Annotated in this window: 23 protein-coding genes, 1 tRNA gene and 1 other RNA gene; 8 read left to right on the top strand and 17 right to left on the bottom strand. The window is 62.1% G+C overall.

Features of this window, described 5'->3' with window-relative positions; translation table 11 throughout:
* Window positions 1-454: 454 nt before the first annotated feature.
* The gene (locus tag K9F62_16280; protein ID UJX40243.1) at window positions 455-949 is read left to right on the top strand and encodes a hypothetical protein; all 495 of its coding nucleotides are present in this window, start codon (window positions 455-457) and stop codon (window positions 947-949) included.
* A gap of 121 nt (window positions 950-1,070) precedes the next feature.
* On the opposite strand, the gene K9F62_16275 is transcribed toward K9F62_16280, so the two are convergent.
* The 9 genes from K9F62_16275 to K9F62_16235 all read right to left on the bottom strand — a co-directional run bounded on the left by K9F62_16275 (window position 1,071) and on the right by K9F62_16235 (window position 8,329).
* Entirely contained in the window at window positions 1,071-1,643 is a 573-nt protein-coding gene (locus tag K9F62_16275) for a DUF2087 domain-containing protein (GenBank protein ID UJX40242.1), read from the bottom strand.
* Window positions 1,644-1,977: 334 nt separating this feature from the next.
* Window positions 1,978-3,135, bottom strand: coding sequence for a SufD family Fe-S cluster assembly protein (locus K9F62_16270; GenBank protein UJX40241.1), 1,158 nt, complete (start codon window positions 3,133-3,135; stop codon window positions 1,978-1,980).
* A gap of 17 nt (window positions 3,136-3,152) precedes the next feature.
* On the bottom strand, window positions 3,153-3,914 hold the full coding sequence (locus K9F62_16265; GenBank protein UJX40240.1) for an ABC transporter ATP-binding protein: 762 nt from the start codon (window positions 3,912-3,914) through the stop codon (window positions 3,153-3,155).
* A gap of 180 nt (window positions 3,915-4,094) precedes the next feature.
* Entirely contained in the window at window positions 4,095-4,499 is a 405-nt protein-coding gene (locus K9F62_16260; protein ID UJX40239.1) for a response regulator, read from the bottom strand.
* 150 nt (window positions 4,500-4,649) lie between these two features.
* On the bottom strand, window positions 4,650-5,789 hold the full coding sequence (locus tag K9F62_16255) for an acyltransferase (protein UJX40238.1): 1,140 nt from the start codon (window positions 5,787-5,789) through the stop codon (window positions 4,650-4,652).
* A 343-nt stretch (window positions 5,790-6,132) separates the two neighbouring features.
* The gene (locus K9F62_16250) at window positions 6,133-6,336 is read right to left on the bottom strand and encodes a hypothetical protein (GenBank protein ID UJX40237.1); all 204 of its coding nucleotides are present in this window, start codon (window positions 6,334-6,336) and stop codon (window positions 6,133-6,135) included.
* A 58-nt stretch (window positions 6,337-6,394) separates the two neighbouring features.
* Window positions 6,395-6,688 (bottom strand): hypothetical protein, encoded by a 294-nt coding sequence (locus tag K9F62_16245; GenBank protein UJX40236.1) that lies wholly within the window; start codon window positions 6,686-6,688, stop codon window positions 6,395-6,397.
* 232 nt (window positions 6,689-6,920) lie between these two features.
* Window positions 6,921-7,829 (bottom strand): ADP-ribosylglycohydrolase family protein, encoded by a 909-nt coding sequence (locus K9F62_16240; protein UJX40235.1) that lies wholly within the window; start codon window positions 7,827-7,829, stop codon window positions 6,921-6,923.
* Window positions 7,830-7,978: 149 nt separating this feature from the next.
* Window positions 7,979-8,329, bottom strand: coding sequence for a hypothetical protein (locus tag K9F62_16235; protein UJX40234.1), 351 nt, complete (start codon window positions 8,327-8,329; stop codon window positions 7,979-7,981).
* 457 nt (window positions 8,330-8,786) lie between these two features.
* On the opposite strand from K9F62_16235, the gene acs reads away from it, so the two are divergent.
* The 5 genes from acs (at window position 8,787) to ffs (ending at window position 13,417) form a co-directional block, all read left to right on the top strand.
* Window positions 8,787-10,769, top strand: coding sequence for an acetate--CoA ligase (gene acs / locus K9F62_16230; GenBank protein UJX40233.1), 1,983 nt, complete (start codon window positions 8,787-8,789; stop codon window positions 10,767-10,769).
* 185 nt (window positions 10,770-10,954) lie between these two features.
* A complete protein-coding gene (gene hisD / locus K9F62_16225; protein ID UJX40232.1) occupies window positions 10,955-12,265 on the top strand; it encodes a histidinol dehydrogenase in 1,311 nt (436 codons plus the stop codon).
* Between the two features lie 10 nt (window positions 12,266-12,275).
* Window positions 12,276-13,169: a phosphoribosylaminoimidazolesuccinocarboxamide synthase gene (locus K9F62_16220; GenBank protein ID UJX40231.1), complete on the top strand. Its 894-nt coding sequence runs from the start codon at window positions 12,276-12,278 to the stop codon at window positions 13,167-13,169.
* A gap of 56 nt (window positions 13,170-13,225) precedes the next feature.
* Window positions 13,226-13,315, top strand: a tRNA-Ser gene (locus K9F62_16215).
* Between the two features lie 6 nt (window positions 13,316-13,321).
* Window positions 13,322-13,417, top strand: an RNA gene (gene ffs / locus K9F62_16210) — signal recognition particle sRNA small type.
* 245 nt (window positions 13,418-13,662) lie between these two features.
* On the opposite strand, the gene K9F62_16205 is transcribed toward ffs, so the two are convergent.
* From K9F62_16205 to dsrA, 6 genes are all read right to left on the bottom strand, one after another.
* Window positions 13,663-14,952: an MFS transporter gene (locus K9F62_16205; protein UJX40230.1), complete on the bottom strand. Its 1,290-nt coding sequence runs from the start codon at window positions 14,950-14,952 to the stop codon at window positions 13,663-13,665.
* Between the two features lie 145 nt (window positions 14,953-15,097).
* Entirely contained in the window at window positions 15,098-15,601 is a 504-nt protein-coding gene (locus K9F62_16200) for a MarR family transcriptional regulator (GenBank protein UJX40229.1), read from the bottom strand.
* Between the two features lie 57 nt (window positions 15,602-15,658).
* The gene (locus tag K9F62_16195) at window positions 15,659-17,512 is read right to left on the bottom strand and encodes an alkaline phosphatase family protein (GenBank protein ID UJX40228.1); all 1,854 of its coding nucleotides are present in this window, start codon (window positions 17,510-17,512) and stop codon (window positions 15,659-15,661) included.
* 369 nt (window positions 17,513-17,881) lie between these two features.
* A complete protein-coding gene (locus tag K9F62_16190) occupies window positions 17,882-18,628 on the bottom strand; it encodes a class I SAM-dependent methyltransferase (GenBank protein ID UJX40227.1) in 747 nt (248 codons plus the stop codon).
* 242 nt (window positions 18,629-18,870) lie between these two features.
* Window positions 18,871-20,034 carry a dissimilatory-type sulfite reductase subunit beta gene (gene dsrB, locus K9F62_16185; protein ID UJX40226.1) on the bottom strand — a complete coding sequence of 388 codons (1,164 nt, stop codon included), beginning with the start codon at window positions 20,032-20,034 and terminating at the stop codon, window positions 18,871-18,873.
* 16 nt (window positions 20,035-20,050) lie between these two features.
* A complete protein-coding gene (gene dsrA, locus K9F62_16180) occupies window positions 20,051-21,364 on the bottom strand; it encodes a dissimilatory-type sulfite reductase subunit alpha (protein UJX40225.1) in 1,314 nt (437 codons plus the stop codon).
* A gap of 491 nt (window positions 21,365-21,855) precedes the next feature.
* Here dsrA and K9F62_16175 point away from each other — a divergent pair, with 491 nt between their 5' ends.
* Window positions 21,856-22,350, top strand: coding sequence for a CidA/LrgA family protein (locus K9F62_16175; protein ID UJX40224.1), 495 nt, complete (start codon window positions 21,856-21,858; stop codon window positions 22,348-22,350).
* Complete coding sequence (locus tag K9F62_16170) at window positions 22,350-23,045, top strand: LrgB family protein (protein ID UJX40223.1); 696 nt, start codon at window positions 22,350-22,352, stop codon at window positions 23,043-23,045. Before K9F62_16175 ends, K9F62_16170 begins: the two co-directional genes overlap by 1 nt.
* 148 nt (window positions 23,046-23,193) lie before the next feature.
* On the opposite strand, the gene K9F62_16165 is transcribed toward K9F62_16170, so the two are convergent.
* Window positions 23,194-24,144 (bottom strand): HPP family protein, encoded by a 951-nt coding sequence (locus tag K9F62_16165; protein UJX40222.1) that lies wholly within the window; start codon window positions 24,142-24,144, stop codon window positions 23,194-23,196.
* A 103-nt stretch (window positions 24,145-24,247) separates the two neighbouring features.
* Window positions 24,248-25,873, bottom strand: coding sequence for a sigma 54-interacting transcriptional regulator (locus K9F62_16160; protein UJX40221.1), 1,626 nt, complete (start codon window positions 25,871-25,873; stop codon window positions 24,248-24,250).
* Window positions 25,874-25,891: the final 18 nt, after the last annotated feature.

Below are 25,891 nucleotides of genomic sequence, written 5' to 3'. Positions count from 1 at the left end.
GAGGATTTGGGAGCCTCCGGCGGCCCGGGGGAAACTTTTTGAAAAAAGTTTCCCCCGGGACCCCCTTCAAAAACTTTAAAGGGGGAGTTCCATCCCAACCCTCCTGGAACGTTTCTTTATGTTGGGAGAAACAGGAGGCCAGTCGTTTCAACAAAAGAAAAGAGAGAAATTGCTGTTGCGACAGCGCGGCCAAACCGCGTGACCGGAGTTGAAATCGCTTCCGGGCATGGACCGTATGGCCAGGGCCGGCGGGAGGCAGGTCGGACGCGAAGGCGTATTCTTCAAATATGCGCCGCATGCGGCCGCCCTGCCCCCGCCGGCCCACCAACCCAAACATCCATCCAGCCCCCACATCCAACAATCCAGCCGAACCATCCAATGAACCGGCTCACCAACCAGCCGATACTGCTTTATTCAACCCTTCATTTTCTTGAAAACCTTGAGGAGGGGAACAATGGCGCGGACACCTACGCCCCTGGTCATCCCGCCCCTGGCCTTGGCCTTTGCCTTGACCTTCGCCTGGCTCGCCACCCCGTGTTTCGAACCGACAACCGCCCTGGCCGGCGTTGCCGCCACCCGCGTCGGCGGTCCCTGTACCTATGCGGACTTTCCCGGCAAGGCGGTCATCGTCGCCGTGACGCCGCGACCGCTGGACACGCCGGCGACCAGAGCCATCCCCACGCCCTATCCCGCCTTCGACGTGACGTACACGTTTACCCCGGACACGCCGATTGCCGGCGAATCGCTCTATACGCCCGGCCGGACGTACACGCTGACGCTCATAAACGGCATGGCTCCCGGCTCGAGGTTCCTGCAAAAATACGGCATCGCACCGGGCAAGGTCTTCCCGTGCCGGCTTCGCGTCATTCGCCAGGGGACCTGCACCCCGGTGCTGCTCACATTTCCCGGCATCGACCGGACCGATTATTTCGAGCTCCCAAAACCCTGAAGTCATGCGCAACGGACGTTAAAACGCCCGGAACCGGTTCATGTTGCCGGTCCCGGGCGCTTTTCATGGAAGGCCGGGGAAGGAAGGACGCGCTGCGGATACGACGCCTCCCTCCGGAGGATCATGCTTGGGAGAGTGCCGGGGCAAGGCCGCGTCCGCCGCGCACCCGGCGGATGAGTTCCAGGGCCTCGGGCGGCGGACGGCGCTCGATGCGGCGATAGGCCCGGCAATCGGGCGTGCGCCAGAGAAGCCCCATGTCGCACAACTCGCGGCGCAGAAGCACCGGATCGCCGAACCCGTGCGCCGCACCCAGAATCCCGGTGACGGTCGGTTCGTCGAAAACACGTCTGGGCGGCAAGGCGGCCCACAGCGTCCACAGACAGGTCAGCTGCATGCCGCGCTTGGATGGCCAACGCGCCAGCCGTCCGTCGGCGTCGTAAAGGCGGACAAGGCGCTTGAGCCGGTTTTCGTCAACCGGTTCGAGCCGGGGCGTGCGCGGTTCGGAAACCGGCACGGCTGCGGGCGCGGCAGTCGCCCGGAAATGCTGGAAGTTCTTGTAGCCTGCGGCCCGGGCCAGCCAGTTGAGAAGTTCCAAATGGCTCGGCGCGGTCTCGCTTTCCATGATTCTGACGCGCAACACGCGGGCAAAGGCCGCTATGTCGCCGACAGCCAAAGGCAAGGCGGTCCTGGACATCGCTTATCCTTATCAAGCGTGCCTGTCCGTAAAAAGGATGTCGGTGGTCGCCGGCTTCCGACGCGGCACGGATAAGGTGTCAGCGCGGAAAAAGGAAATGGCAGGTTTAGCTCCCCGTACGGGGCGGCGACGCCTGGGTGAACTGCCGACCGCAGCTGCGGTGCTTACCCCACCCGGTCGCGTCTGGCAAGGGCGGGCGGCGGGAAAAGAAATGCGAGAGGGGGACCCTTTTTGAAAAAAGGGTCCCCCTCTCGCGCTCTCCCCTCCCCAAAACTTTTACGGGGCCAATGAGGCATTCGTGTCATTGGCCAAGTCTTGGGGAAGGCGGGTGTAACTAGAACATGTCCTTTTGGGACTCGGCGATGGTCTTTTCGATGACGTCGTGGAGCTCCTGGGGCAGGCCCATAATGTCCACGTTGAGGAAACCGCGCACGATGGTGGAGGTCGCCTCATCCTCGTCCAGGCCCCGGGCCATGAGGTATTCGATCTCTTCCTGGTCGATCTTGCCCACGGCCGCCTCATGGGACAGCTCCACGCCGTCCATGGTGCCGAGCAGCTCGGGCACGGCATGGATGACGCCGCCGCCGAGAATGAGCCCCTTGCATTCGAGATGGCCCTTGGCCGGCACGGAGTTGCCGCCGATAAAGCCCCGCGACACGATGGTGCCGCCCGAGGCGATGGTGCGGGCGATGATCTCGCCCCGGGTGTCCGGAGCGTTTAATTCGATACGGCTGCCGGAGTCGACATAGGACCCCTTGGGCGCGACGATGACGGAATTGAACCGCGCCACCGCCCCCCGGCCGTTCAAACGGATGGCCGGATAGGACTGCAGGTCCTTGACGGGCTTGAGCAGCACGTAGTTGTTGATGAATGCCCCGCCCTCTTCCACCACACCGCCGGTGCGCGGCCGCACCACCGTGGAGTCGGCCCAGTTGTGGATCATGGTGAAGGTCAGTTTGGCGTTCTTGCCCACGAAGAATTCCGAGATGCCGAAGTGGGCCGCGCCCTTCGAGCCATGGGCCACCGAGCAGCCGGTGATGATATGCAGTTCGGAATCGTCCGCCACGATGACCACGTTGTGGACGTTCTGGCCGACCATGTCGGACTTGAGGAACAGGCAGGACTGCACTGGCTCGGTGATCTTGGCGCCCTTCTCGGTGCGCACGAAATAGCCGCCGTGCAGATTCTCGGCCGCGGCCCGGGTGAACTCGTCCTTGTCCTTGTCCACCTGTGTCCAGAAGTGGCCGGGCAGGCCGTCGTATTTTTTCAGGGCGTCCTTGATGTCGAGGATTTCCACGCCCTTTTGCAGGCTCTTGCAGTGAACGCTGCCGTGGTCCACCTGCAAATAGGTGCCGGCGCGTTGATGTTCCTCGACATCCACGCCGGACATGAGCATCTCGGCCTTGTCCGCCGGGTCGAGATTGCGCAGATCGGGGATCTGGCCCAATGTGGAACCGCTGAAACGAAAGTCGTGCAGATCGATCTTTTCCATGACGCAGGCTCCTTGGGCTAATTGAGGCAGCGCACGCATTCCTGGTAGCCGTACTGGCTGATGTGGTCCAGGATGTCGCGCGGATTGGCCTCGCAGCACAGGTGGCCGTTATAGAGCACCTGCCCCCGGTCGGCGTTGACGTATTCGAGAATGTAGCCGGTGTGGGTGATGATGAGCCCGGACACGGGACGCTTGGTCACCCGCTGCTGCTTCATGCTGCTCCCGGGCCGGGGCTCGATGCCTCCGGTGAGGACTTCGCGCACGGTCGAGCCGATCAGCTTCATATTTTCCAGGTCCACGCCCGATTCCGGCTCGTCGAAAAGCAGCAGGTAAGGTTTTTGGGCCATGAGCTGGAGCAATTCCGACCGCTTGATCTCGCCGCCGGAGAAGCCGGCATTGATGTCGCGGTCGAGAAATTCGTCCATGTTGACCTTCTTGGCCAGCTCTTCCACGTCGATTTCGTCGCCCCGGGCGCACATGGTGACCAGATGGCGCGTCTTCAGGCCATGGATGGTGGGCGGTCGCTGGAAGGACATGCCGATGCCCAGACGCGCCCGCTCGTAGATGGTTGCGTTGGTGATATCATGACCGCGAAAAAGGATGCGGCCTTTGGTGATCTCGTAGTTGCCGAAGCCCATGAGCGTCATGAGCAATGTGGTCTTGCCCGAGCCGTTGGGGCCGAACAGGATGAACGTCTCGTTTTCGGCGATGTGCAGGTTGATGCCCGAGAGGACTTCCCGGTCGCCGATTTTCACATGCAGGTCTTCGATGCGAAGCATGGTTTCCTCGCTTGTTGCCGCCGGATGGCGTGAGTGTCACCCGAGCGGTCTACGGAAAAAGTCGGGGAAAGTCCACTGCCCCGGTAGGGAAGCCGGGAGCGCGCGGCTCGAGTGGCAACGAGCTTCCCGTGTCGTGCCCCGAGATTCGTACAGGCGAATTTCGAGGACGGCGGTTTCTTTTCAGGACACCGACGGCGTGTTGGGAGCGCCGCTTGGCGCGGGGTGGTCGTAGGCGCGGATGATGGTTGTGAGTTCGTCGCAGTCGTACGGCTTGGCTAGATAGTCGCGCACGCCGAAGCGGTTGAAAAAGTCCAGGTGCTGGCGCAGGCCGTAGCCGGTCAGGACCACGATGGGAATATCGGCCAGACGGGTCTTCTCGGCCCGCACTTGGCCGATAAATTCGCGGCCGTCCACTTGCGGCAGGCGCATGTCGAGCAAAATGAGGTCGAAAGGCTCTTTGGCGATGGTTTCCAAGGCAACGCGGCCATCGGGAACAGTCGTGACGACATGTCCCTCTTCCTCCAGCGCCTGGCGGGCCAGGGTGGCATGGTTGGCATCATCCTCGGCAAGCAGGATACGCAACATAGAGCGTCGTTCCTCCCTTGGCGAGACCAAGCATGTTCCGTGCCGTGCAAATTGGTTATATTCTCTATTTTTTCTTCAATGATTCCAATATGAATACGGATGATACCAGCTGTCCGAATATCCTCTTTTCCCGTAAAACAGGAAAATCGATCAATGCCCTTGCGGCGCAAGGGCGGCTGGCAGCGGTTTGCGCCTGGGCAGACGCGCCCCCGTGGCCACAGCATACACGCGCGGCAGAAGCCGGGAAAAGACTTCGCCCACGCCCCATAAAAAGAAGGTCACGGCCACTCCCGTGAGAAAGTAAAATATGGTTTGCTGCACATCGCTCGCAGGCACCCATACGGAAAGGAGCCTCGTCTGAAAAATGGAAACCGTGGGCTCATGGGCCAGATAAATGAAAAAGCTGAACCGGGCCATGCGGTGCAGCATGGCGCTGTCCCGGATGCGGGGAAACGACGAGACATACCAGAAAAAGGCCACTCCGATCACGAGGTAGCACTTGAAAACAAAGCGCTGCACCACTGGGTCGGTAATGCCAAAGGAAGTTTGGGCGACCAGTACGACAGTCAGCACGATGAAAACGAGTGCCGCCCAGCGCTGCCACCAGGATCGTCCGGACAAGGTCAGACGGGAGCGGGCCACAAAGCCGCCGAGGTAGAACATGAAGAAGTAGCTGTGGTATGAGTAGGGATCGTGGTCAAGCCCTGTCCAGAGGACAAAGAGGGTGACCAGTCCCACCCCCGGGGCTTCCTTGAGAAACAGGAGCAGGACGGGCGAGAGGACGAACACCAGCATCAGGTCGCGCAAAAACCACAAGGGATAGTTGACGGGCGTGGCATAGCCGCCGACGCCGAATATCTTGGCCCAAAGGCCGTGCTGTACAAAGTAGTTCCAGGAGCCCATCGTCTCGATGCTGCCGACGAAATAGAACCAGGCGACGATCCAAATATTGAACAGCACATAGGGAATGAACAGTGAGAAGAATTTCTTGCGCAGCATCTCGCCGTAGGCGGCCAGGGACAACTCGAACTTGCGCAGGAACAAGAATCCGGAGATGGCGAAAAAAAGCGGTACGGTCACCAGGATGATATGGTCGTTGAAAAGCGTCACCATCAGGGTCGTGAGCGGCCCGGGGTCGCCAATGCGCACGGTCACGCCCTTGGCTCCATGGTTGAGGACGATCAGAAACATGAGCAAAATGCGCAGGACATCAATGCGTTTGGAGACTTCCGGGGTGATGGGTTCCCGGACCGGCCCGAGCATCCAGGCGGGTTTGACGGCTGTACTCACGAAAAACTCCCGGTCGGTGGCGGATGCAAAGCGGCCTGTCGCCGCCATGGCGGGCGGGCATGGTTGGGACCGCCAGCCGGCGGCCGCTCGCCTATTTCATGGAAGATACCCAGATGGACTGGGCTTGGCATGGCGTTTCGCCGGGGCGTCCCCTGGGCAGGCCGCAAGCGACCGCGCCCACCTTCGTGTGGCGTCCAGGCTGGACCTCCGTGCTGTTGAAAAAAAGAGCTACTATCCGGCGTGCTTCATCTTGTCCAGCCAGGCCCGTGGTGCAGGCCGCAATCAAGGGCAGGCTGTGCCGACCGGCGCCTGTCCGCCTCTGGAACACACCCGACGCGGACAATCAGTGCGCGTAGGCGAGCATCTTTTTGAGGCGGTTTTCCGTGAGGCTATAGCCTTCCTCGCGGAGAATGCGCACAAAGCTTTCGATAATACACTGGGTGGCGAAAGCCTTGTTGGTGATATGCGGCGAATTCATGATCTCGCGCAGCACCAGATCGATCATGTAGACGCAGTGGGCGATGTCCTGGATATCCTTGTGCGGCATAGAGGTGATAGCATCTCAAGGTATTGACGGCGGGTGGGCCGGCAAAACGGTTTTGAAATCATGCCTCCGGGTCATCGACGATCTGCTTGAAGCGCGCCCCATCGACGAATCCCTGGTGGTAGGCCATGGCCACGTAGTCCCGGCGGATGCGGTCGCACAGGCGCTGGATGTCCTCGCCGAGCTGGCGCACCTGATCATCCTCGCTGCCGCCGGCCAGGGCTTCCAGCTCGCGGATGCGGCAGGTAAGCTCCTTCATGTGGGCCGTCATCTCCTCGTCCGTGGTCTGGACGTTGACCAGGTCTTCGATCCGGTTTTGAAACATGTCGGGCAAACACGCCTTGGTGCTTTCCATGTTCCCCCCCTGGCCGCCCGTCGGGGCAGACGGCCTTTTGCTCCGGCCTGGGCCGGCGGACTTGGCGCAATCTTTTACTGCATACCCCAGAAGGGAACGGGTGTAAAATCCGGTGAAGCGCCGGCGTTCTCTGGCGTCGCTTGCAAAACGCAACCGCGCGTTGGAATAAATAATTTGCTATTTACGCGTGTTGGCGTCGAAAGGAACACGCCCTCTTTTCCCGGCGGCGCCCCTACGCTCCGATGGCCGCCAGATCCCGCTCGATGGTTTCGCGGGCGGCGAGTCCCCCGACCCACTCCTCGGGCAGCCCGTCGCGTCCCAGGGATGCGCCGAGCAGCATACCGACCAGCATGCCCCGGGCGGCGCTGTCCCCGCCGGCCATGACGTTTTGCGCAAGGCCCGTGCGCAGGTCGTCGCCGTAACGGACGAGGAGATGGATCACGCCGGGCATGGCTTCGTCGATGTGGCAGGACCGGCCGAAACGGCCGATGGCCGCCACGGTCTCCTCACCGGCCGACTCGCGCCCAAGCGCCAGCCAACGTTCGACGGGGGCGCTGGCGTAGCCGGCTTCGGCGGCGCTGTCCAGAGCGGCGTCGAGGGGTTTTCCGGACAAAAGCGCCCAGGCGGCGCGGGCGAAAAATTCGGCCGCCTCGATGACCTGGGCATGGTTGTGGGTCATCTTGGTCTGCGCACGCGCCGCCTCGACCAGGGCGGGCAGGTCGTGGCGCAGGGCGAAGACAAGGGGGGCCACCCGGCTCGCGCCGGCCAGGTCGTTGGAATTGGAGCCCGAATTTTCGGGGGACTCGCCGAAATCGAAAATCTTGAGCGTCATGCGGGTGGCGCCGTCGATGTACCCGTCATAGGACGCCATCCGCTGCCGCCATTTGGCGGCGAAATCGTCGATGTCGAACCCCTTCCGGTCGGCCAGGGAACGCAGCAATATAAGGGTCTGATCGCCGTAATGGGTCAGCTCACCGGCCTTCCTGCCGCCATGGTAGCCGTCGGGGTCCGGGGTGGTGTAGCCCGTCACCAGGCCGAATCGCTTGGCGAGCGCCTCGGGATCATATTCCCAGTGCGGGCCAAGGGCCAGAGCATCGCCGATAAAAGAGGCCAAAACCATGGCAGTCGCGTTGTCGGACATGCTTCCTCCTGCTTTATGCGCAACATCATACGAAATACATCGGAATTGTCCAAGATGTTTGCGAGGAAGCAGGCAGGTTGTGCGGGAAAAGCCCAAAAGGCATTTTTTGCCGGCGGGAACCGCTGGTTCGCAATGCGCCCCATCGGCCTTTACATGGCACATGCCGCCCGGTGAACGAAGCAGAAGGGATCGGCGCGCATGGTGCGGCAAACGAGCCTGCCGCCTTTGGAGCAAAGCCGGTATGCTTCGCAGTCTTCCCGCCGACGCCCATGAGGGGATCGGCGCCATTCCTCGCAGTCGCCGCAGGTGGCCGCTTCGTTTCCGTCTGGTCGGGAGGCGGTCCCGACAACGGGCTCAAAGCAGGCCGGATCGGCCAGCATGGTGTGGCAGACACAGCGGCCCCCCTTGGCGCACACCCGTTCCATGGGCGCGTCGTCCTTGCGCCGTCCTGGCAAGGTGCACATCCATTGCGCGCATTCGCCACAGGTTTTCGGCTGCATGATTGGCCCTCCGGAAGCAAAGGTGGGTCGAGATAAAACATGCACTCATCATGCCAGAATCGTCTTATTTTATCGACACGGCAACCATCTCTTGAGAGCGCTGCCCTGGCAGGAGGGGCCTATTCGTGGGCTTCCCATGGGTAACCAGCTCGTGTAATAGGGAAATAGCTGCAAAGCGGCTGGTGGCCGGGCTCGATGGCAAGGCGTGTTTTTTTTGGATGAGGGCCTTTGGCAATCCCCCGCCGCACATCAGGTCGGCTTTATGGATGCGGCACCGCCCAAAATCCGGCCCTCTTTCGACGAACGGCGCGGAATTCTCGATAAACGGCCTTTGCGCCAGGGGCCGATCGGTTTATTGGTTGCAAGCCGCCTTTCATCGAAAAATTCTGGCCGGGCCGGCTGCTTTTCGGCAAGCTCGCCTTCGATTCGACCACATCACCCAACCCGGGGGGAAAACATGATCGCAGACAACATCGAAAGCCTCATGCACGAACAACGCCGCTACGAGCCGCCGGAAGAAGGCCGCGAGCGCGCCCACATCAAAAGCATCGAAGAATACAACGCCATTTACAAGCGTTCCATCGAGGACCCGGACGGCTATTGGGGTGAGCGCGCCACCGAGCTGCTCACCTGGTTTAGGCCCTGGGACACGGTCCTGGAATACGATTTCGACAAGCCGGAGATCAAATGGTTCGCCGGGGGCAAGCTCAACGCCACCTATAACTGTCTGGACAGGCATTTGACCGATGGCCGGCGCAACAAGGCGGCGCTGATCTGGCAGGGTGAGGACGACAGGGATGTGCGCACCTACACCTACCAGATGCTCCACGACGATGTCTGCCGGTTCGCCAACGTGCTGCGAAAAATGGGCGTGAAAAAAGGCGACCGGGTAAGCCTCTATCTGCCCATGATTCCGGAGCTGGCTATTGCCATGCTGGCCTGCGCCCGCATCGGCGCGCCGCACAGCATCATCTTCGCCGGATTTTCGTCCCACAGCCTGCGTGACCGCATCAACGACTGCGAGGCCAAGGTGCTGGTGGTCAGCGACGCCGTCATCCGCTCCGGCAAGACCATACCGCTTAAGCCCAACGCCGACGAAGCCGTCAAGGAATGCGCCAGCATCGAGAAGGTCGTGGTGGTGCGCCACGCCGGCAACGAGGTGGAGATGTTCCCCGGCCGCGACCTGTGGTGGCACGACGTCATGAGCGACCACGATGTCCAGGGCTGCTGCGAGCCCGAGCCCATGGACGCCGAGGACGTGTTGTTCATTCTTTACACCTCCGGTTCCACGGGCAAGCCCAAGGGCGTCTACCACACCACCGGCGGCTACCTGACCTATGCCGCCCACACGAGCCAGCTCGTCTTCGATCTGCACGACGACGACATCCACTGGTGCACGGCCGATATAGGCTGGATCACTGGACATTCCTACATCGTCTACGGGCCGCTGGCGCTCGGGGCCACCTCGCTCATGTTCGAGAGCGTACCCACCTACCCGGCTCCGGACCGCTTCTGGCAGATCTGCGAGAAGTTCAAAGTCAACATTTTTTACACCGCGCCGACAGTCATCCGGTCGCTGATGCGTTCCGGCCCGGCCTGGACCCAGAAGCACGACCTGTCGTCGCTGCGCATCCTCGGTTCGGTGGGCGAGCCCATCAACCCCGAGGCCTGGATGTGGTACCACGAGCACATCGGCCACGGGAAACTGCCCATCGTCGACACCTGGTGGCAGACCGAGACCGGCGGGCTCATGATCTCTCCCCTGCCCTACGCCACGATGCTCAAACCGGGCTCTGCCTCCCTGCCCCTGCCCGGCATCGACCCCATCATCGTGGACACCGACAACAAGGAAGTCGGCCCCAACCAGGGCGGGTTCCTGGTCATTCGCAAACCCTGGCCGGGCATGCTGCGCGGCATCTGGAACGCGCCGGAACGCTTCAAGCAGCAGTATTTCGCCGGGTTCAAGGGGAGCTACGAATCCGGAGACGGGGCGCGACGCGACACGGACGGCTATTTCTGGATCATGGGCCGGGTGGACGACGTCATTAACGTCTCCGGCCACCGCATGGGCACGGCCGAGATCGAATCGGCCCTGGTGTCCCATCCGACCGTGGCCGAGGCGGCCGTGGTCGGCATGCCCCACGAGGTCAAGGGCCAGAGCATCTACGCCTACGTGACGCTCAAGGCCGGCTACGAGGAAAGCGAGGAGCTGCTCAAAACGCTCAAGCTCCATGTGCGCAAGGAGATCGGCCCCATCGCCGCGCCGGAGGTGATCCAGTTCGCGCCGGGACTGCCCAAGACCCGAAGCGGCAAGATCATGCGGCGCATTTTGCGCAAGATCGCCTCCAACGAGGTGGAGAGCCTGGGCGATACCTCGACCCTGGCCGATCCGAGCGTGGTGACGGAACTGATCGAAGGCAAGAAGAAGCTCTTCGGCTAGTACGTCGTAGTAAAGATGCCAGGGGGGAGCTTTTCGGAAAATTCCCCCTGGCCCCCGAAGAACTCCCCTCCCCCATGCCTTCTCGACATTTGCCGGGTATACGCTTACATGCCTGGAGGTTCGGCGCGACCCCAATCCGGGAGTTGGCGCACGTCTCTGCAATGCCTTATCCCTAAGGATATCCTATGCCCTGCCCACGATTTACCATTTCCGGCCCCGACGATTTCGGGGCGCTACGGCACATGCTCGCCGGACGCACGGCGGCCGCCTCGGACGCGGAGGACAAGGTCCGCCACATCCTGAACGACGTGGCCACGCGCGGCGACGAAGCCTTGATCGAACTGACCAGCCGTTTTGATTGCAAAACCTTCGACGCCGCCTGCCTGCGCGTCTCCGCCGCCGACATCGCCGCCGGCGTTGCGGCCGTGCCGGCTTCCGACCGCGCCATCATCGAGGAGGCGGCGGACAATATCCGCACCTTCCACGCCGCCCAAAAAGAGCGCTCCTGGTGGATGCCCTCGGCCGATGGCACCATGCTCGGCCAGATCGTCACCCCGGTGGACGCGGCCGGCTGTTACGTGCCCGGCGGACGCGGCGGCGAGACCCCGCTTATCTCCAGCCTGCTCATGAACGCCATCCCGGCCCAGGTCGCCGGCGTGCCGCGCATCGTCGTCGTCTCGCCCCCACGCCAGGACGGATCGCTCAATCCCTATATCCTGACCGCCGCCAAGGTCCTCGGCATCGACGAAATCTACCGGGTCGGCAGCGCCTGGGCCATTGCCGCCCTGGCCTACGGCACGGCCTCCATCGCGCCGGTGGACGTGGTGGCCGGGCCGGGCAACATCTACGTGACCACGGCCAAGCGGATGCTGATCGGCACGATCGGCATCGACATGATCGCCGGCCCGAGCGAGATCGCCATCCTGGCCGACACCTCGGCCAATCCCGACTGGCTGGCCGCGGACATGCTGTCCCAGGCCGAACACGACCCCATGGCCGCGGCCGTTTGCGTCTCCTCGGACGAAAAGCTCCTTGACGCCACCTGCGAGGCCCTGGTCAGGCGACTGGCCGATCTGCCGCGAAACGACATCGCCGCCGCATCCCTGGCCCACTACGGGGCGCTGGCCGTCGTGCCGGACCTTTCCGTCGGCATGGAGCTCATAAACGCCATTGCCCCGGAGCATTTCGAGCTGTGCGTGGCCGATCCCTGGGCGCTCGTCGGCCAGGTGCGCCATGCCGGCGCGGTTTTCATGGGCAACCACTGCCCCGAGCCGGTGGGCGATTATTTCGCCGGCCCCAACCACGTGCTGCCGACCATGGGCACGGCGCGGTTCTCCTCGGCTTTGTCGGTTGCCACCTTCACCAAGAAAACCAGCCTGATCGCCGCCGCTCCGGGCTATATCGCCGCCCATGGCGCGAAGATCGCCCGGCTGGCCCGGCTGGAAAACCTGGAAGCCCACGCCCGCAGCGTGGAATGCCGCTTCAACGACAAATAAGGAACCTGCCATGGACGCCGTCGCCCAGACCGATATGCCGGCCCTGACCCTGCGCTCGCGGGGCAAGGTCCGCGATATTTACGACCTCTCCCCGGAGAGCCTTTTAATCGTCACCACGGATCGCATCTCGGCCTATGACGTGATCATGCCCGACCCCATCCCGCAAAAGGGCGTCATCCTCAACCAGATCACGCTCTTTTGGATGGACATGTTCGAGGACATGGTCCCCAACCATCTGCTGGCCACGGAAGTAACGAATTTTCCGGCCGCCTGCGCGCCCTACGCCGCACAGCTCGCCGGCCGGTCGGTGGTGGCCAGGAAGGCCAAGCCGCTGCCCATCGAGTGCATCGTGCGCGGGTTCATCACCGGCTCGGGGCTCAAGGACTACAAGGCCACGGGCAAGGTCTGCGGCCACGCGCTCCCGGCCGGACTGGTCGAATCGGACATGCTGCCCGAACCGCTTTTCACGCCCTCGACCAAGGCCGACCTCGGCGCCCACGACGAGAACATCACGCTCGCCAAGGCCAAGGACATGATCGGCGTCGAGTTGTGCGCCAAGGTGGAGGAACTGAGCCTCGCCATGTACGCCAAGGCCCGGGATTATGCCCGGGGGCGCGGCATCATCATCGCGGACACCAAGTTCGAGTTCGGGCAGACCGATGACGGGCTCATCCTCATCGACGAGGTCCTGACCCCCGATTCCTCGCGGTTCTGGCCGGCGGAAGGCTACAAACCGGGCAACTCCCAGCCGAGCTACGACAAGCAGTACCTGCGCGACTGGCTGACCTCGGTCGGCTTTGACAAGAAGCCGCCCGCGCCGCGCCTGCCCGAGGACGTGGTGGCCAAGACGCGGGAGAAGTACCTGACGGCCTACGCGGTGCTGACCGGGAAAAAATTGGCCTAACCCGCTTTTTTTGCTTGCCAGAATCAGGAGGGACAGCTATACAACTTTGCTCTTGCGGAGAGGTGTCCGAGCGGCCGAAGGAGTACGATTGGAAATCGTATGTACCTTAACGGGTACCGAGGGTTCAAATCCCTCCCTCTCCGCCACGAATTTTGGGGAAGCCGGGCGGCGGTTGCGCCGCCAACCCCGTCAGGTCCGAAAGGAAGCAGCGGTAACGGTTGTTGCCGGGTGTCCGGCTTCCCTTGAAAGCGCGAGGCAACTCGCGCTTTTTTTATGGGGCATGCCGCCAACCAAAAGATAACGGGACGCCGGCCAGTCCCCGACGCGACAACGACGCCCGCATCTTCTGCTTGGAGCCCCATGCCATGGGGCTTTTTTGTTGCCTGCCCTTTCCCCGCTTCCGGCCACCATCCTCCCTTTGGCATGCGTCCGGGGCGTTGCTCCGGGCTCGTTCGCCTCGGCAGTTCCACAAGATCCGCGCGTCGCGCCCTCTTTAGGATGTCCGGGGTGTGTCGCCCGTGGCGGGATCGGCTCCAGGCTGCCGGAGGGCCAGCCAGCCGACACCGACGGCGCAGATGACGCCGGAAAGGAGCACCGTGGCCGGCGCGCCGATCAGGCTGGCCATGGTCCCGGCGAAAAGCGAGCCAAAGGGGGCCATGCCGACGAGGGTGATGGAATAAAGCGCCATGACCCGCCCCCGCATGGCGTCGGGACTGCGCAACTGGAGCAGGGTGTTGGCGGCAGCGAAAAAGAGGATCAGGCAAAAGCCCAGCACCGAGGCCAGCGCCATGGACAGCCAAAACCACCGGGACAGAGCAAAGACGATGAGCGCCAGGCCGAAGCCGAGGCCGGCGAACACCCGCACCCGGTCAAGCCCCGCGCTCTCCTTGCGCACGGCCAGGGTCAGCGCCGCGATCACGCTGCCGAACCCCGTCGCGGCCATGAGAAACCCGAGCCCCGAAGCGCCATGGGCCAGGATCGTGTCCACGAAAATCGGCATGAGCACCATGTAGGACGCGCCGAAAAGGCTTGTCAGGCAAAGCCCGGTCAAAATGGCCCGCATGGGCCGGTCGTTTGCGGCGTAGCGGATGCCCGCGCGCATATGATCCGCCATGGAAACCGTTTTCGGGCGCGGCGGGGACGGCGGCAGACGCATCATCAAGAGGCCGGCGATGACGGCGAGGTAGCTTATGCCGTTGATAAAAAAGCACCAGCCCTCTCCCACTGTCGCCACCAGTATCCCGGCCACGGCCGGACCAAGCACCCGGGCGCTGTTGAACATGGAGGAATTGAGCGCAATGGCGTTGTGCAGGTCCTCCTTGCCCACCATATCCACCACGAAGGCCTGCCGCGTCGGCATATCCACGGCGTTAATGGTGCCAAGGACCATGGCCAGCGCGCCGACCAGCCACACCGTGGCCGTATCGGTCAGGGTGATCGCCGCCAGGGCCAGCGCCTGAAACATGGCCGCCGTCTGGGTGACGATCAGCAGGGAACGCTTGTTGCCCCGGTCGGCCAGATAACCGCCCCAGAGCCCGAGCACGAACACGGGCAGATAGCCCACGAATCCGACCAGGCCCAGGGCCAGGCTCGACCCCGTGAGCCGGTAGACCAGCCAGGAGACGGCCACGGACTGCATCCAGGTGCCGACGAGGGAGATGAATTGCCCGGCGAAGAAAAGCCGGAAATTACGATGGCGAAACGATCGGGCCAAACGGTCCAGGGATTGCCGCGAACGCAGGCGCAGCCCCCCACCGTTCTTCCCGTTGACGACATGTTCCATGAAGAACGATTCCTCTTTTTCGAGGGGCCGACACCGGCCGCCTGCGCGCACCCGGACGAACGGTCCGGCCCGGCAGGGGCGCAACACGGCCATCCCCCGGGCGAGACCCAGGTGGGCTGGTTGGCGTCGCGACCAGGCTGACGCGTCAGGCCCGGATGGCTCCGGCGATTTCGGGCTCGGGCTGCTTGATCCCGCCCGTTTCCGGCGCGGCGGTCGTATTGGAAAAGAGTTCCCGCAAAAGCCCCATGCCCGTGGTCACAAGGGCGAGGTCCTCGGCGTTTAAGCGCGCAAGTCGCGTGACGAACTTGGCCTTGACCGCCTCGCGGGCCTTGGACAGCACGGTTGTCCCCTCCTCGGTCAGGCTCAGGCGTACCCGCCGCCGGTCCGAGGGATCGGGCTTGCGCTCGACAAAGCCGCGGTAGGCCAGGGCGTCCACGAGTTTGGACATGGACGGCAGGGAAACGCCGATATATTCGGCCAGATCGGTCAGATTGGCCCCTGGGCTGTGCCGCAAAAAAGCCAGGCTGCGCAGTTCCGGCACGCGCAGATCCGGCGCGCTGTGGCTGCGCATGGTCTGCCGCAGCTCCTGCATCACCAGTGGCATGACTTCCAAAAGCTCGCGGGCGCAGGCATTGAGATCTTCAGCCATTGTTGTGCCTTTCTAATAATTAATTTTAGAAATTAATAAATCCGGTACGCCCGGCCGTCAAGGACGCTCTCCCCCACCCACCAGATCGGGCTCCATGCCGTCCGCCGGCGCAAGCCCCAGGACGTGGCAGACCGTGGCCGCAAGACGCGTCTGGGAAACCACGCCGCCGGCCGCGCCCGGCAGGGGAAGGTTGGAAAAAAGCGCGCCCGGAACGAACGAGGCGTCCACGCAATGGTCCCCGGACCACTTCTGCCTGTTATCCGTGAAAACTGCCGCCGAGGCGCCGCCGATGGCCGCGGTCCAGGCCATGCGGTACGGCGGTCGCAGTCCGACCACCAGATCCGGGGCCGCGGCAAACTTTTCGCCGCTGTAGATCGCCTCCTTGCGGTGCACGGCGGCCACGGCCGGCCGGCCGCCATCATCAAGCCGCGTGAGGCGCGCCGCGATCTCGTCGGCCAAATCCCGGGCGGGCTGCCCCGGAGCCACGATGCCGCTTCGCTCCCGACCGGCCAGGTTGCAATAGATAGAACCGAAACCCAGGGCGTAGGCCCGGGTGCCCGACCAGTCCACATACTTGAAAAGCTCACCATTATCGGCGGGATCATGCGGCTTGAGTTTCAGGTAGCCGGCCTGGGCCAGCCAGGCATTGGCATCGAAGGACCGGGCGTAGGAGCAAAAGCCGTGGTCCGAGCAGACGAAAAGGGCCGTGTCGTCGCCGGCGGCCTCCACTACCCGGCCGACCATGGCGTCCATGCGGACCAGGTGGTTTTCGATGACCGGGCCGAGCCGCGCCGCCGCAGCGGGATCGAAAAGCGGGTGGGACGGATCGTGGTAGCGCCAGAAGCAGTGCTGGATGCGGTCCGAGGTGTCAAAGACGACGGAAAGCAGGCCCTCGGTGAAGCGGCCGAGTTCATGCTCCAGCATGGCCTCTCGCTCGGCCGTCACGTCGTCGCAAAAGGCCAGAAAGGCTTCGTCCGTCACCACGCCGTCGGTAAGCCCCTTGGTCTCCTCGGGCATGCCCAGGGTGGAATACGGGCCGCCGAGGGCCGCCGCCAATTCGGCCGCATAGCCCTCGGGCGAAGCCACGGGCAGGTTCGGCGCGCGTGGGTCGACCTGCACCGGCCCGCAGTAGAGCTCCAAGGGCTCAAGGCGACCGCAGAAAAGCCGCGTCACCCCGGTCACGAGCCGGCCGTCGGCCAGGGGAAAAGAAAGCGTCAGATAGGGCGACCACTCCCCAGGGGCAAGTTCTCCGTGTTGCTCGCCAACGGCGTAATGGAGTCTGCCGTCCTGCCGGGTAAGCGCCATCTCCGTGCGGGCCATGCTCCGCTTGCCGGCCACGATCGCCATCGGTCCCTCTATGGCGATGCGCGCCCGGACGTCGGCAAAGCGCACCTGTTCCACCCGGCCGCGTCCGGCCCCGCCGCCGGCGGGAAGGACCTCCACGTAGTGGACGTAGTTGCCAAGCCGCCCCTTGACGTCGGGCGCGCCAAGCCCGGAGAGCACCTTGGCCCCGGCAAAGGCCGGCGGATAGGTCACGGGCCAGCGCACAGCCGTGACCGGCAACCCGGCTCCGGACGCCACATCGAAAAAGGTCGGGGTATCGTAGGCGGGAGCCGGCGTTCCGCCCGGTCCCGGTCTGGTCAGGGACAGGCGCGGCAGGTAGGTGGCCGGGTCGCGCACGATGAAATCGTAGACGCCATGGGCGCCGGGATTGGTTCCCGTGGCCAGGCAGGTCCAGGCCACCGGACTCTGGGCCGGGTTGACGGTCGCCAGGTCGGCGAAGGTCCCGACTTCGGCCAGGCGGGACAAATGGGGCAGTTTCCCCTGGCCGGCCAGGGCGCGGCACAGGTTCGGATCAAGGCCGTCGATGCCGATGACAAGGGCCTTGCGGACGGTTTTGGCAAAGGACATGTCTATATCCGTGCTGTTAAGCGTTCAGGCGGAGGGACGCGTTATTCCCTTATCAGGTAAAAATGGTTTTGCCCAGAAACAGAATCGGCGAAGACGCACATTCCTCGTTCCCGCCCCCTCGGATCGGCATGGCGCACTGGTCGCAAGCCGCTGCGCGCGAGAGCACAGCGGCTTGCGACCGGAGATGCTGGCATCTGCCCAGAGTGAACGTCGCGCGAAGGGGGGAACGCTGGGGGCTGGCCCATCGGTGCGGCCTGGGAGGGACGAGCAGCCTATGCCCTTGGGAATTCGTGAAAGAAGAAAAAGAGAAAAACCAGGGATGGCGGAAGCCTGGAGGAGTCGAACTTCCGCCAACGCATCACTGCGGTATCAGCGCGCCATCAGCGCGAACACACCCCAGCCCAGGTACTCACGTGTGTACGTGGCGTAGCGCACGGGTTCCGAGGTCAATTGGGCTCGAACCTCTTTCGCGAATTCGTCGCCGGGATTGGCCTCAAGCCATCGGCGCATGGTGAGCCATTTGGCCGCCTCGTATCTGTCCCAGCCGTCCTGGTCAGCCAGAACCATTTCCACGACGTCGTAGCCAAGGTGGCCGAAAGACGAGAGAAGTTCCGGAAGCATGAGAAAGTCGGAGATTGCGCCCGCAAGACACCCCTTGGCGACATCTTCCGTCGGCGGCAACCGACGCCAAAAGGGTTCACCAACAAGGATGATCCCTCCGGCGCGAAGGCTTCGCGCCAGAAGCTCGATGGTGCCGCCGACCCCACCGCCGATCCACGTGGCGCCAACACAGGCTGCCACACGCACCTTCTCCTCAGAGACATAGCCGGCAGCATCGCCGTGGATGAACGTGACGTGATCGGCGACGCCGAGTTCTCCGGCACGGCGTTTGGCTTGCTCGGTGAACAACGGGCTCATGTCGATGCCGGTGCCGATGACGCCGTAATCGCGGGCCCAGGTGCACAGCATCTCCCCCGAACCGCTGCCGAGGTCGAGCACCCGGGTCCCCGGTTCCAGACGCAGCGCCGCGCCGAGAGTGGTAAGCTTTTCTGATGTGAACGGGTTGTGGATGCGGTGAGCACTTTCAGTGATGGTGAATATCCGTGGGATGTCCACTGTGGAAAATCTCCTGATGGGTGTGAACGGATTCGGTCAGGGCCTCTGCATCGCGCCCCAGGCAATACCCCTATCGCCGATGTCTTTCAAACACATCGGACAAGGATAAACGCGAAGAGCAGCCTCTTCACGGCCCTATCCACGCGCGGTCGTCTCCCTGGCAAAGAAAAGCCAGGTACAACACCCGTACCTTGGCTTTGACCCGGGCGGGGAGCTTTTCTCCCCGCCCGGATGGTTGATGCTCAGGCCTCGACGTGCTTGGTGAACTTGAACTGCGTGCTCTGGCGCCACGTGTAGTAGGCCGGATCACGGAAGTCATCGATGCAGTGGTGGGTGAACTCAAGATCACACATCTCGAAGAACTTTTCCCAGCCGATGCGCTCGGCCCATTCACCTAACCGCTCATATTTCATGGCATTGGCGGCGTAGACCTCGACGATGTGCTTGATCATCTTGGTCAGCGTCGGCCAGCGCGGCGGCTCGTTGGGGATGTAGGCCACAACGACCTTGGAGAACTTGGGCATGGAGATGCGGTTGGACACCTTGCCGCCGACCATGAGCACGATGCCGTCGCCCTCGCCGGAAGCGAGCGGCATGGCCGGGCACATGGTGTAGCAGTTGCCGCAGTACATGCAGCGCGAGGCGTTGACCGCGACGGAGTTGACCTTCTTGCCGTCGATCTCCACCTTGGTCGGCTTGATGGCGCCGGTGGGACAGGCGGAGACTGCCAGGGGGATTTCGCAGATGTTGTCCAGACGGTCGTGCTCGACGATGGGCGGCTTGCGGTGGATGCCGACGATGCCGATGTCGGAGCAGTGCACGGCGCCGCACATGTTCAGGCAGCAGGCCAGCGAGATGCGGACCATGGCCGGCAGGGTCATGGACTGGAAGTACTCGAACATCTCGTCCATGACGGCCTTGACCGGGCCGGAGGCGTCGGTGGCCGGGGTGTGGCAGTGCACATAGCCCTGGGTATGGACGATGTTGGACACGCAGGCGCCGGTGCCGCCGATGGGGAACTTGTAGCTGCCGCCGGCGAACTTGCGGGACTCGAGGTCGGCGATGAGTGCATCCAGAGAGGCTTCGTTATCGACCATGAATTCCACGTTGTTACGCGTGGTGAAGCGCAGGTGGCCGCCGCAGTGCTTGTCGGCGATCTCGCAGATCTCGCGGACGTGGGTGACGCTCATGAGGCGGGCGCCGCCGGCGCGTACGGTGTAGACCACGTCGCCGGAGAGTCCTACGTGCTTGAGCACGCCGGGCTTGACGATCTCGTGGTAGTCCCACTGGCCTTTGTTCTTTTTGATAACCGGCGGATAGAATTCTTCGAAATGCCGAGGACCGATATCCGTGATCCGGCCATCCATGGGCTTGGCGGGATTGTACCCGGAAGAAATAAACGCCATCTGTATACTCCCCCCTTTATCTCATGTGTCTCTGGCGATAGGCCGCTTCGTCGTGGGCAAAGCCGCCGGGCACTTCCTCTTCCCGGAAGAAGATGTACGGGTTGGAACGCGGCTCTTTGACGTGCTGCGGCATGGCCTTGATTTTGGTGACTTCGAGCAGGCGCTGGAAGGAGAGACGTTTCATGGTCTCGCCCACGCGCTCGCGGTTCTTGCCTTCTTCCATCCACCAGTCCCAGATGTTCTCAATGACTTCCTTGATCTCATCATAGGGCTTTTCCACCACGATGAAGGGCACGAGCAGGGAGGACATTTGCGCGCCGTCCAGGATCGGGGCCTTGGCGCCAAGCAGGATGGACGCCCCGGTTTCCTTGCCGATCTTAAGCGCTGCCGGCATGGTGTTGATGCAGTGCATGCAACGGGTGCAGTTGCTGTTGTCGATGGCGAGCGTGACGCCGTCGTAGCGCATGCACTTGGTGGGACAACGGTCCACGACTTCCTTGACCACGTCGAAGGCGCCCCAGTCGCGGCTGCTGTGGGAGCCGCCGCCGGGCTTGAACTCGCCGGCCACATAGGCGCGCACGCGGTCCTGATCGATGCGGATGTCGTCTTTCCAGGTGCCGATGACCGAGAAGTCGGAACGGGCGATGGAGCAGACGCAGCCGTTGGGGCAGCCGTCGAACTTGAACTTGAACTTGTAAGGAAAGGCCGGGCGGTGCAACTCGTCCTGGTAGTCGTTGGTCAGGGTGTGGCACACGTCCTGGGTGTCGTAGCAGGCGAATTCGCAGCGGGACTGGCCCAGGCAGTCGGCCGGGGTACGCAGGTTGCCGCCGGAACCGCCGAGGTCGGTGCGCATCTTGTGCGACAGGTCGTGATAGACTTCTTCGAGCTGCGGCGTCGTGGTGCCGAGCAGTACGATGTCACCAGTGGAGCCGTGCATGTTGGTCAGGCCCGAACCGCGCATGTCCCAGATATCCATGACGCCGCGCAAGTATTCCGTGGTGTAGTACTTGCCGGAGGGCTGGTTCACACGGACGGTGTGGAAGTGGGCCACGCCCGGGAATTGTTCGGGCTGGTCGCAGTAGCGACCGATGACGCCGCCGCCGTAGCCGAAGACGCCGACAATGCCGCCATGTTTCCAGTGGGTCTCCTTATCCTTGAAGGAAAGTTCCAGGACGCCGAGCAGGTCGTCGGCGCATTGCGCGGGAATCTGGAATTCGATGCCGTCAGGGTTGGCGGCGCGTCGGGCCGCTTCCTGCTTGATGTCGGACACAAAGCTGGGCCAGGGCCCGCTTTCGAGCTGATCGAGCAGCGGAGTCTGGTGTTTTGCCATGGGCGTTCTCCTTTCGCATTGGCGAGTGGTTGCGCATATCGCGACTGGGACAGGCCTGTGGGGTTCGTTGCGCGCAGCCAGGGTTGCCGCCGCAATCCGGATGCGGGCAAGACTTGGGAACGGCAGCCGAACGGGCAGAGCCCAGCCAGATGTTCCCCGGCGGCAAAGCAAGGATAGTGCCGCAGTCTGTGCCTTAGGCCAAAGCATGTCCTAAAAAGTAAATGAATTTATGATATTACGACGACAACACCACAAGTGCATACACACAAAAAGAAGGGAGGAACGGGCGTTGGAAAAAAGAAAACAACGAAAATTCATTGTTTATAATAGAATAAAACCATTATAAACGAACTTTCATTGTCACTCCAGCGCTTGCCCGCAGGGACCGCTTCTGGGGACGGGGGCATGGGCAGCACAGGCCCCCGTCTGTCGGCCGCGCCGAGGCCGCCGGTGCAACGACCAAGGCGCCTGGCTCGGCTATTGCAACGCCAATGCCCTGTGCCCGCAGCCATTGTCAACCGGTGCGTGGTTGCGTATCGGACAAGGCGTTTGCACGGTCATTGGGGCAAACGCGAAAAGGGGATGTTTTGGAAAGCGAAAAACAGCCGGGATCGGGGCCCAGGCGCTACGGAGCGAATATCCTGCGCTGCCTTGGACAATTGGCGATCCTGTGGGGGATATCCTGGGGCTGCAACCGGTTCGTGGGCTGGGCCCACTGGCCGCTGCCGGGCAACGTCCTCGGCGTGCTTGTCCTTTTCAGCCTGCTGTGTCTCGGGGTGATCAGGCTTGAGCAGGTGGAGCGGACAGCGGATTTTCTCTTGCGCCACCTGGTGTTTTTTTTCATCCCTATTGCCGTCGGCCTCATGGAATGGGGAGAAGTCTTCAGCCATTACGGAATGGTGCTTTTCGCAGCCATCCTGATCAGTTCGCTTTTGCCGCTGCTGTCGGTCGGCTTCGTGACACTTTTGCTGCACAGGAAACGTTGATGCAGGACCTCCTCTCCCTGCTCGGGTACAGTGCCGGTACCGTGCTCGTGTATCTGGGTATCCGGCGCCTTTCCCTCCGTTTCAACCATCCGCTGCTCAACGTCGTGGCCCTGAGCGCCGGCGTGATCATCGGCCTGCTTGTCGCCTGCGACATCCCGTACGCGGCCTATGTGCCGGCCAAGGACGCCATGACGATGCTCTTGGGGCCGGCGACGGTCGCCTTGGCCGTACCGCTGTACCGGCATCGCCGGCTCTTGTACGTCTATGGCCCGGCCATCCTGACCAGTGTCGCGGCCGGATCGCTTCTGGCCATGCTTTCGGCCGGATATGCGGCCAAGGTCGGCGGGCTGCCGCAGGCGGTGGTCGTCTCCATTTTGCCCAAGGGCGTTTCCATCCCCTTCGCCGTGGAGATCGCGCGCATTTATAAGGGGATTCCGGCACTGAGCGCGGCCTTTGTCGTTGCCACGGGAACCTTGGGGTCCCTGCTCGGCGGCTGGCTGCTGACCCGCGTGGGCATCACGCACCCCGTGGCCCGGGGATTGGCCCTGGGGACAACATCCCACGCCCAGGGAACGGCCACGGCCCTGCTGGAGGGCGAGCAGCAGGGGGCCATGGCCGGACTGGCCATGATTCTGGCCGGCATGCTTACGGCGGCCTTCGCACCGTTGGGCGTCTGGCTTTTGGGCGTGGTGTAATCGGTCAGAAACGTTCTCTCTCCTTTCAACGTTGCGGCACAGATGAGGCGGCCGATAAAGACAGCATTTTTCATTTGTATTTTTTAGCGTTATAATCCTTTTTGCAATCCCCTCCTTCTCGGCCTCAAAAGACCACCTGGGATGTTGCTCATGGGAGCAACGGAATGCTTTTCTTGTCGAACAAAAACCTTGCGAACACGATAAAAAGAAATGCGCCGACAACCACGCTTGCCGGGTAGCTGTAGAGCTTTTGAGACGGAAGAATAAGAGGCAACAGTGCCAAGGCAAAGGCTGGTGGCGGCGCCAAACGAAAGAGGCGCGACAAGGAGAGTGCCGTTGCCATGGAGAGCCCCGCCGCAATCCAACGTGGCCCCGAACAAAACTCGACAACCAACGCTACCCAAAACATGCCCTCCAAAGCACAACAGGTCAGCATGAAGAAGAGTTTTTTAGAGGCGTCTTTGGGGAAAACGCTTTGGGGATGCGCCAGCTCGAAAAAGACCACGATCAATGGTGGTGAGACGATATAAAGAACGTTCGTTTTGTCGGCAAGCAAGGTAATGGCCAAGACTGCCAGGAATATCTTGCTATAATGGAAGCACTTCTTTGTCAGTCTGTCACTGTTTGCAACAGTTTCGCCGTTGTTGTCACAAGATGGCCTTTCGACCTGGATATGCTGTTTTTCTCTATGCGCGGCGATCAATGCGACAGTTCCGGTAGTCAAACAAACAGCGACAGGATACACCAACCCTTTGGCATTGATAAGCATTGGCAAAATGGCCGCCGAAATGGAAGGTGAGATGGAGGATCGTGCAATTTTGAGCTCGATTAAGACGAAGATCAAGGCGATAAACGCCATTATTGTGAATGTATAGGGTACAAAATACAAGATCGCAACGCCAGTAATCGCACCAAGCGTTGGCGAGAACCATATTGTCCACACCGGACCGGGCCAGGGACGCGTTTCCAGGACCCATGCCCCGAATGCCAAGGCGGCTATTTCAGGAAAAATAACATCGTGTATGTGGAAGTATTCGGCAACAAAGACTATTGCCATAACAAAAAGTATGACAAGGCATTCCATTTTTTTGTACAACATAGTGGAATGCTCTCTGCAATATTTGTTCCGTATAAGCCGTTTTGTTGCTGCCCCCAAAATACCCGGGAGAATTCGGTCGCCCCATGCCGGCGCGCGCAAACGGCTACTCTTGCGGTTGCACCCGGGAGACGTAGATGCCGAGTTTCTTCAAGCGGGAAATGAGGGTCGTCGGGTTGATGCCGAGCAGTTTCGCGGCGCCGCGCGGTCCGTAGATGCGCCAGTTCATTTGGCGCAGGGCTTCCTGCATGTTGCTTTTTTCCAGATCGCGCAGTTCCTGTTCCGTGAGCACGCGTTTGGGCAGGATCATGGCCGGTGGGTCCGCCAGTTCTTCGCAGACGGCCGCAGGAGAGCGGTCGAGTTCGAGCAGAACCTGATCCGGCTGGGCCGTGATGACGATGCGTTCCACGATGTTTTGAAGTTCGCGGATGTTCCCCGGCCAGTCATACGCAACGAGGCGCTGGCGTTGCCCTTCGGAGAGTCGCGGGCACGGCCGGTTCATCTTTTGGCTGCACAGGTCGATGAAGTGCGCGGCAAGCAGCGGAATGTCTTTTTTGCGTTCGCGCAGGCTCGGCACCGTCACGGGAAACACCTGCAACCGATAATAGAGGTCCTCGCGGAACTGCCCGGTTTGGATTTCCGCCTGCAAATCGCGGTTGGTTGCCGCAATGATCCGGACATTGACTTTACGGACGGCATCCTCGCCGACCCGCTGGTACTCGCCCTCCTGGAGCACGCGCAACAGCTTGCTTTGCAGATAGACCGGAATTTCGCCCACCTCGTCGAGGAACAAGGTGCCGCCATCGGCCGCCTGGAAGTATCCCATGCGATTTTTGACGGCCCCGGTGAAGGCACCGCGGGCGTGGCCGAAGAATTCGCTTTCGAACAGTTCCCGGGGAATGGCGGAACAGTTGATCTTGATCATCGGCTTGTCGTGGCGCCCGCTGCAATTGTGTATCTCGCGGGCGATCATTTCCTTGCCTGTGCCGGACTCGCCGTAAATGAGCACGTTGGCGTCGGTGGGACCGACCATGCGGATGAGCTTGCGGATGTGCTCGATGCCCTCGGTCTGTCCGATAATGCCTTTGAACGCCTGAACTTCGTTGATTTCTTCCCGCAGGTAGGCATTTTCCAGTTCGACTTGCTGCTTGAGCTGGTCGACCAGTTCGAACGCCCTGGCGTTGGCGATGGCGTAGGCCAGATGGTCGGCCACCATGCGCAGCATGTCGAGGGTGTCCTGCTCCAGAACCACCCGCGTGAAGACAGATAACACCCCGAGCACTTCGTCACGGCAGATGAGCGGCTGTCCGGCAAACCCCTTGATCGTTTCCCGACGGGCCCAGGCCGGATCGGCCAGCCATTGCTCGTTGGCATTGATCTCCGAGATTTCGAGCGGTCTTCCCGTTTGGGCGATTTGCCCGACCTTGCGGATGCCGATGGGAAAGCGGCTGAAAGCAGAGCCTTTGATCTCCCCCCAGGCCTTACCGCCGGAGAGGATAGATCTGCCAGAACTGGCCTTGAGATGCAGACAATGGCCTTTGTCGCGGCATTGCGCGTTGTGCGCGCAGGCAACACAGCGGTCGCCTGCTTCGATGAGCCAGACCCGGACCAGGGCGACATTTGCCATATCCGCCAACGTTTCCACGGCGAGATGCAGCACCTCCTCCACGCAATGGTGCTGAGCCATCTCCAAAAGGAGCTTCCTGATGTTGCCGAACCCCAGTGTGGCCATGGCTGCTGCATCCTCCAA

Source organism: Desulfovibrio sp. JY (assembly GCA_021730285.1).
GTDB lineage: Bacteria > Desulfobacterota > Desulfovibrionia > Desulfovibrionales > Desulfovibrionaceae > Solidesulfovibrio.
Note: the sequence above shows the minus strand (reverse complement) of the source record. Positions and strands in the feature narration are given on the sequence as shown.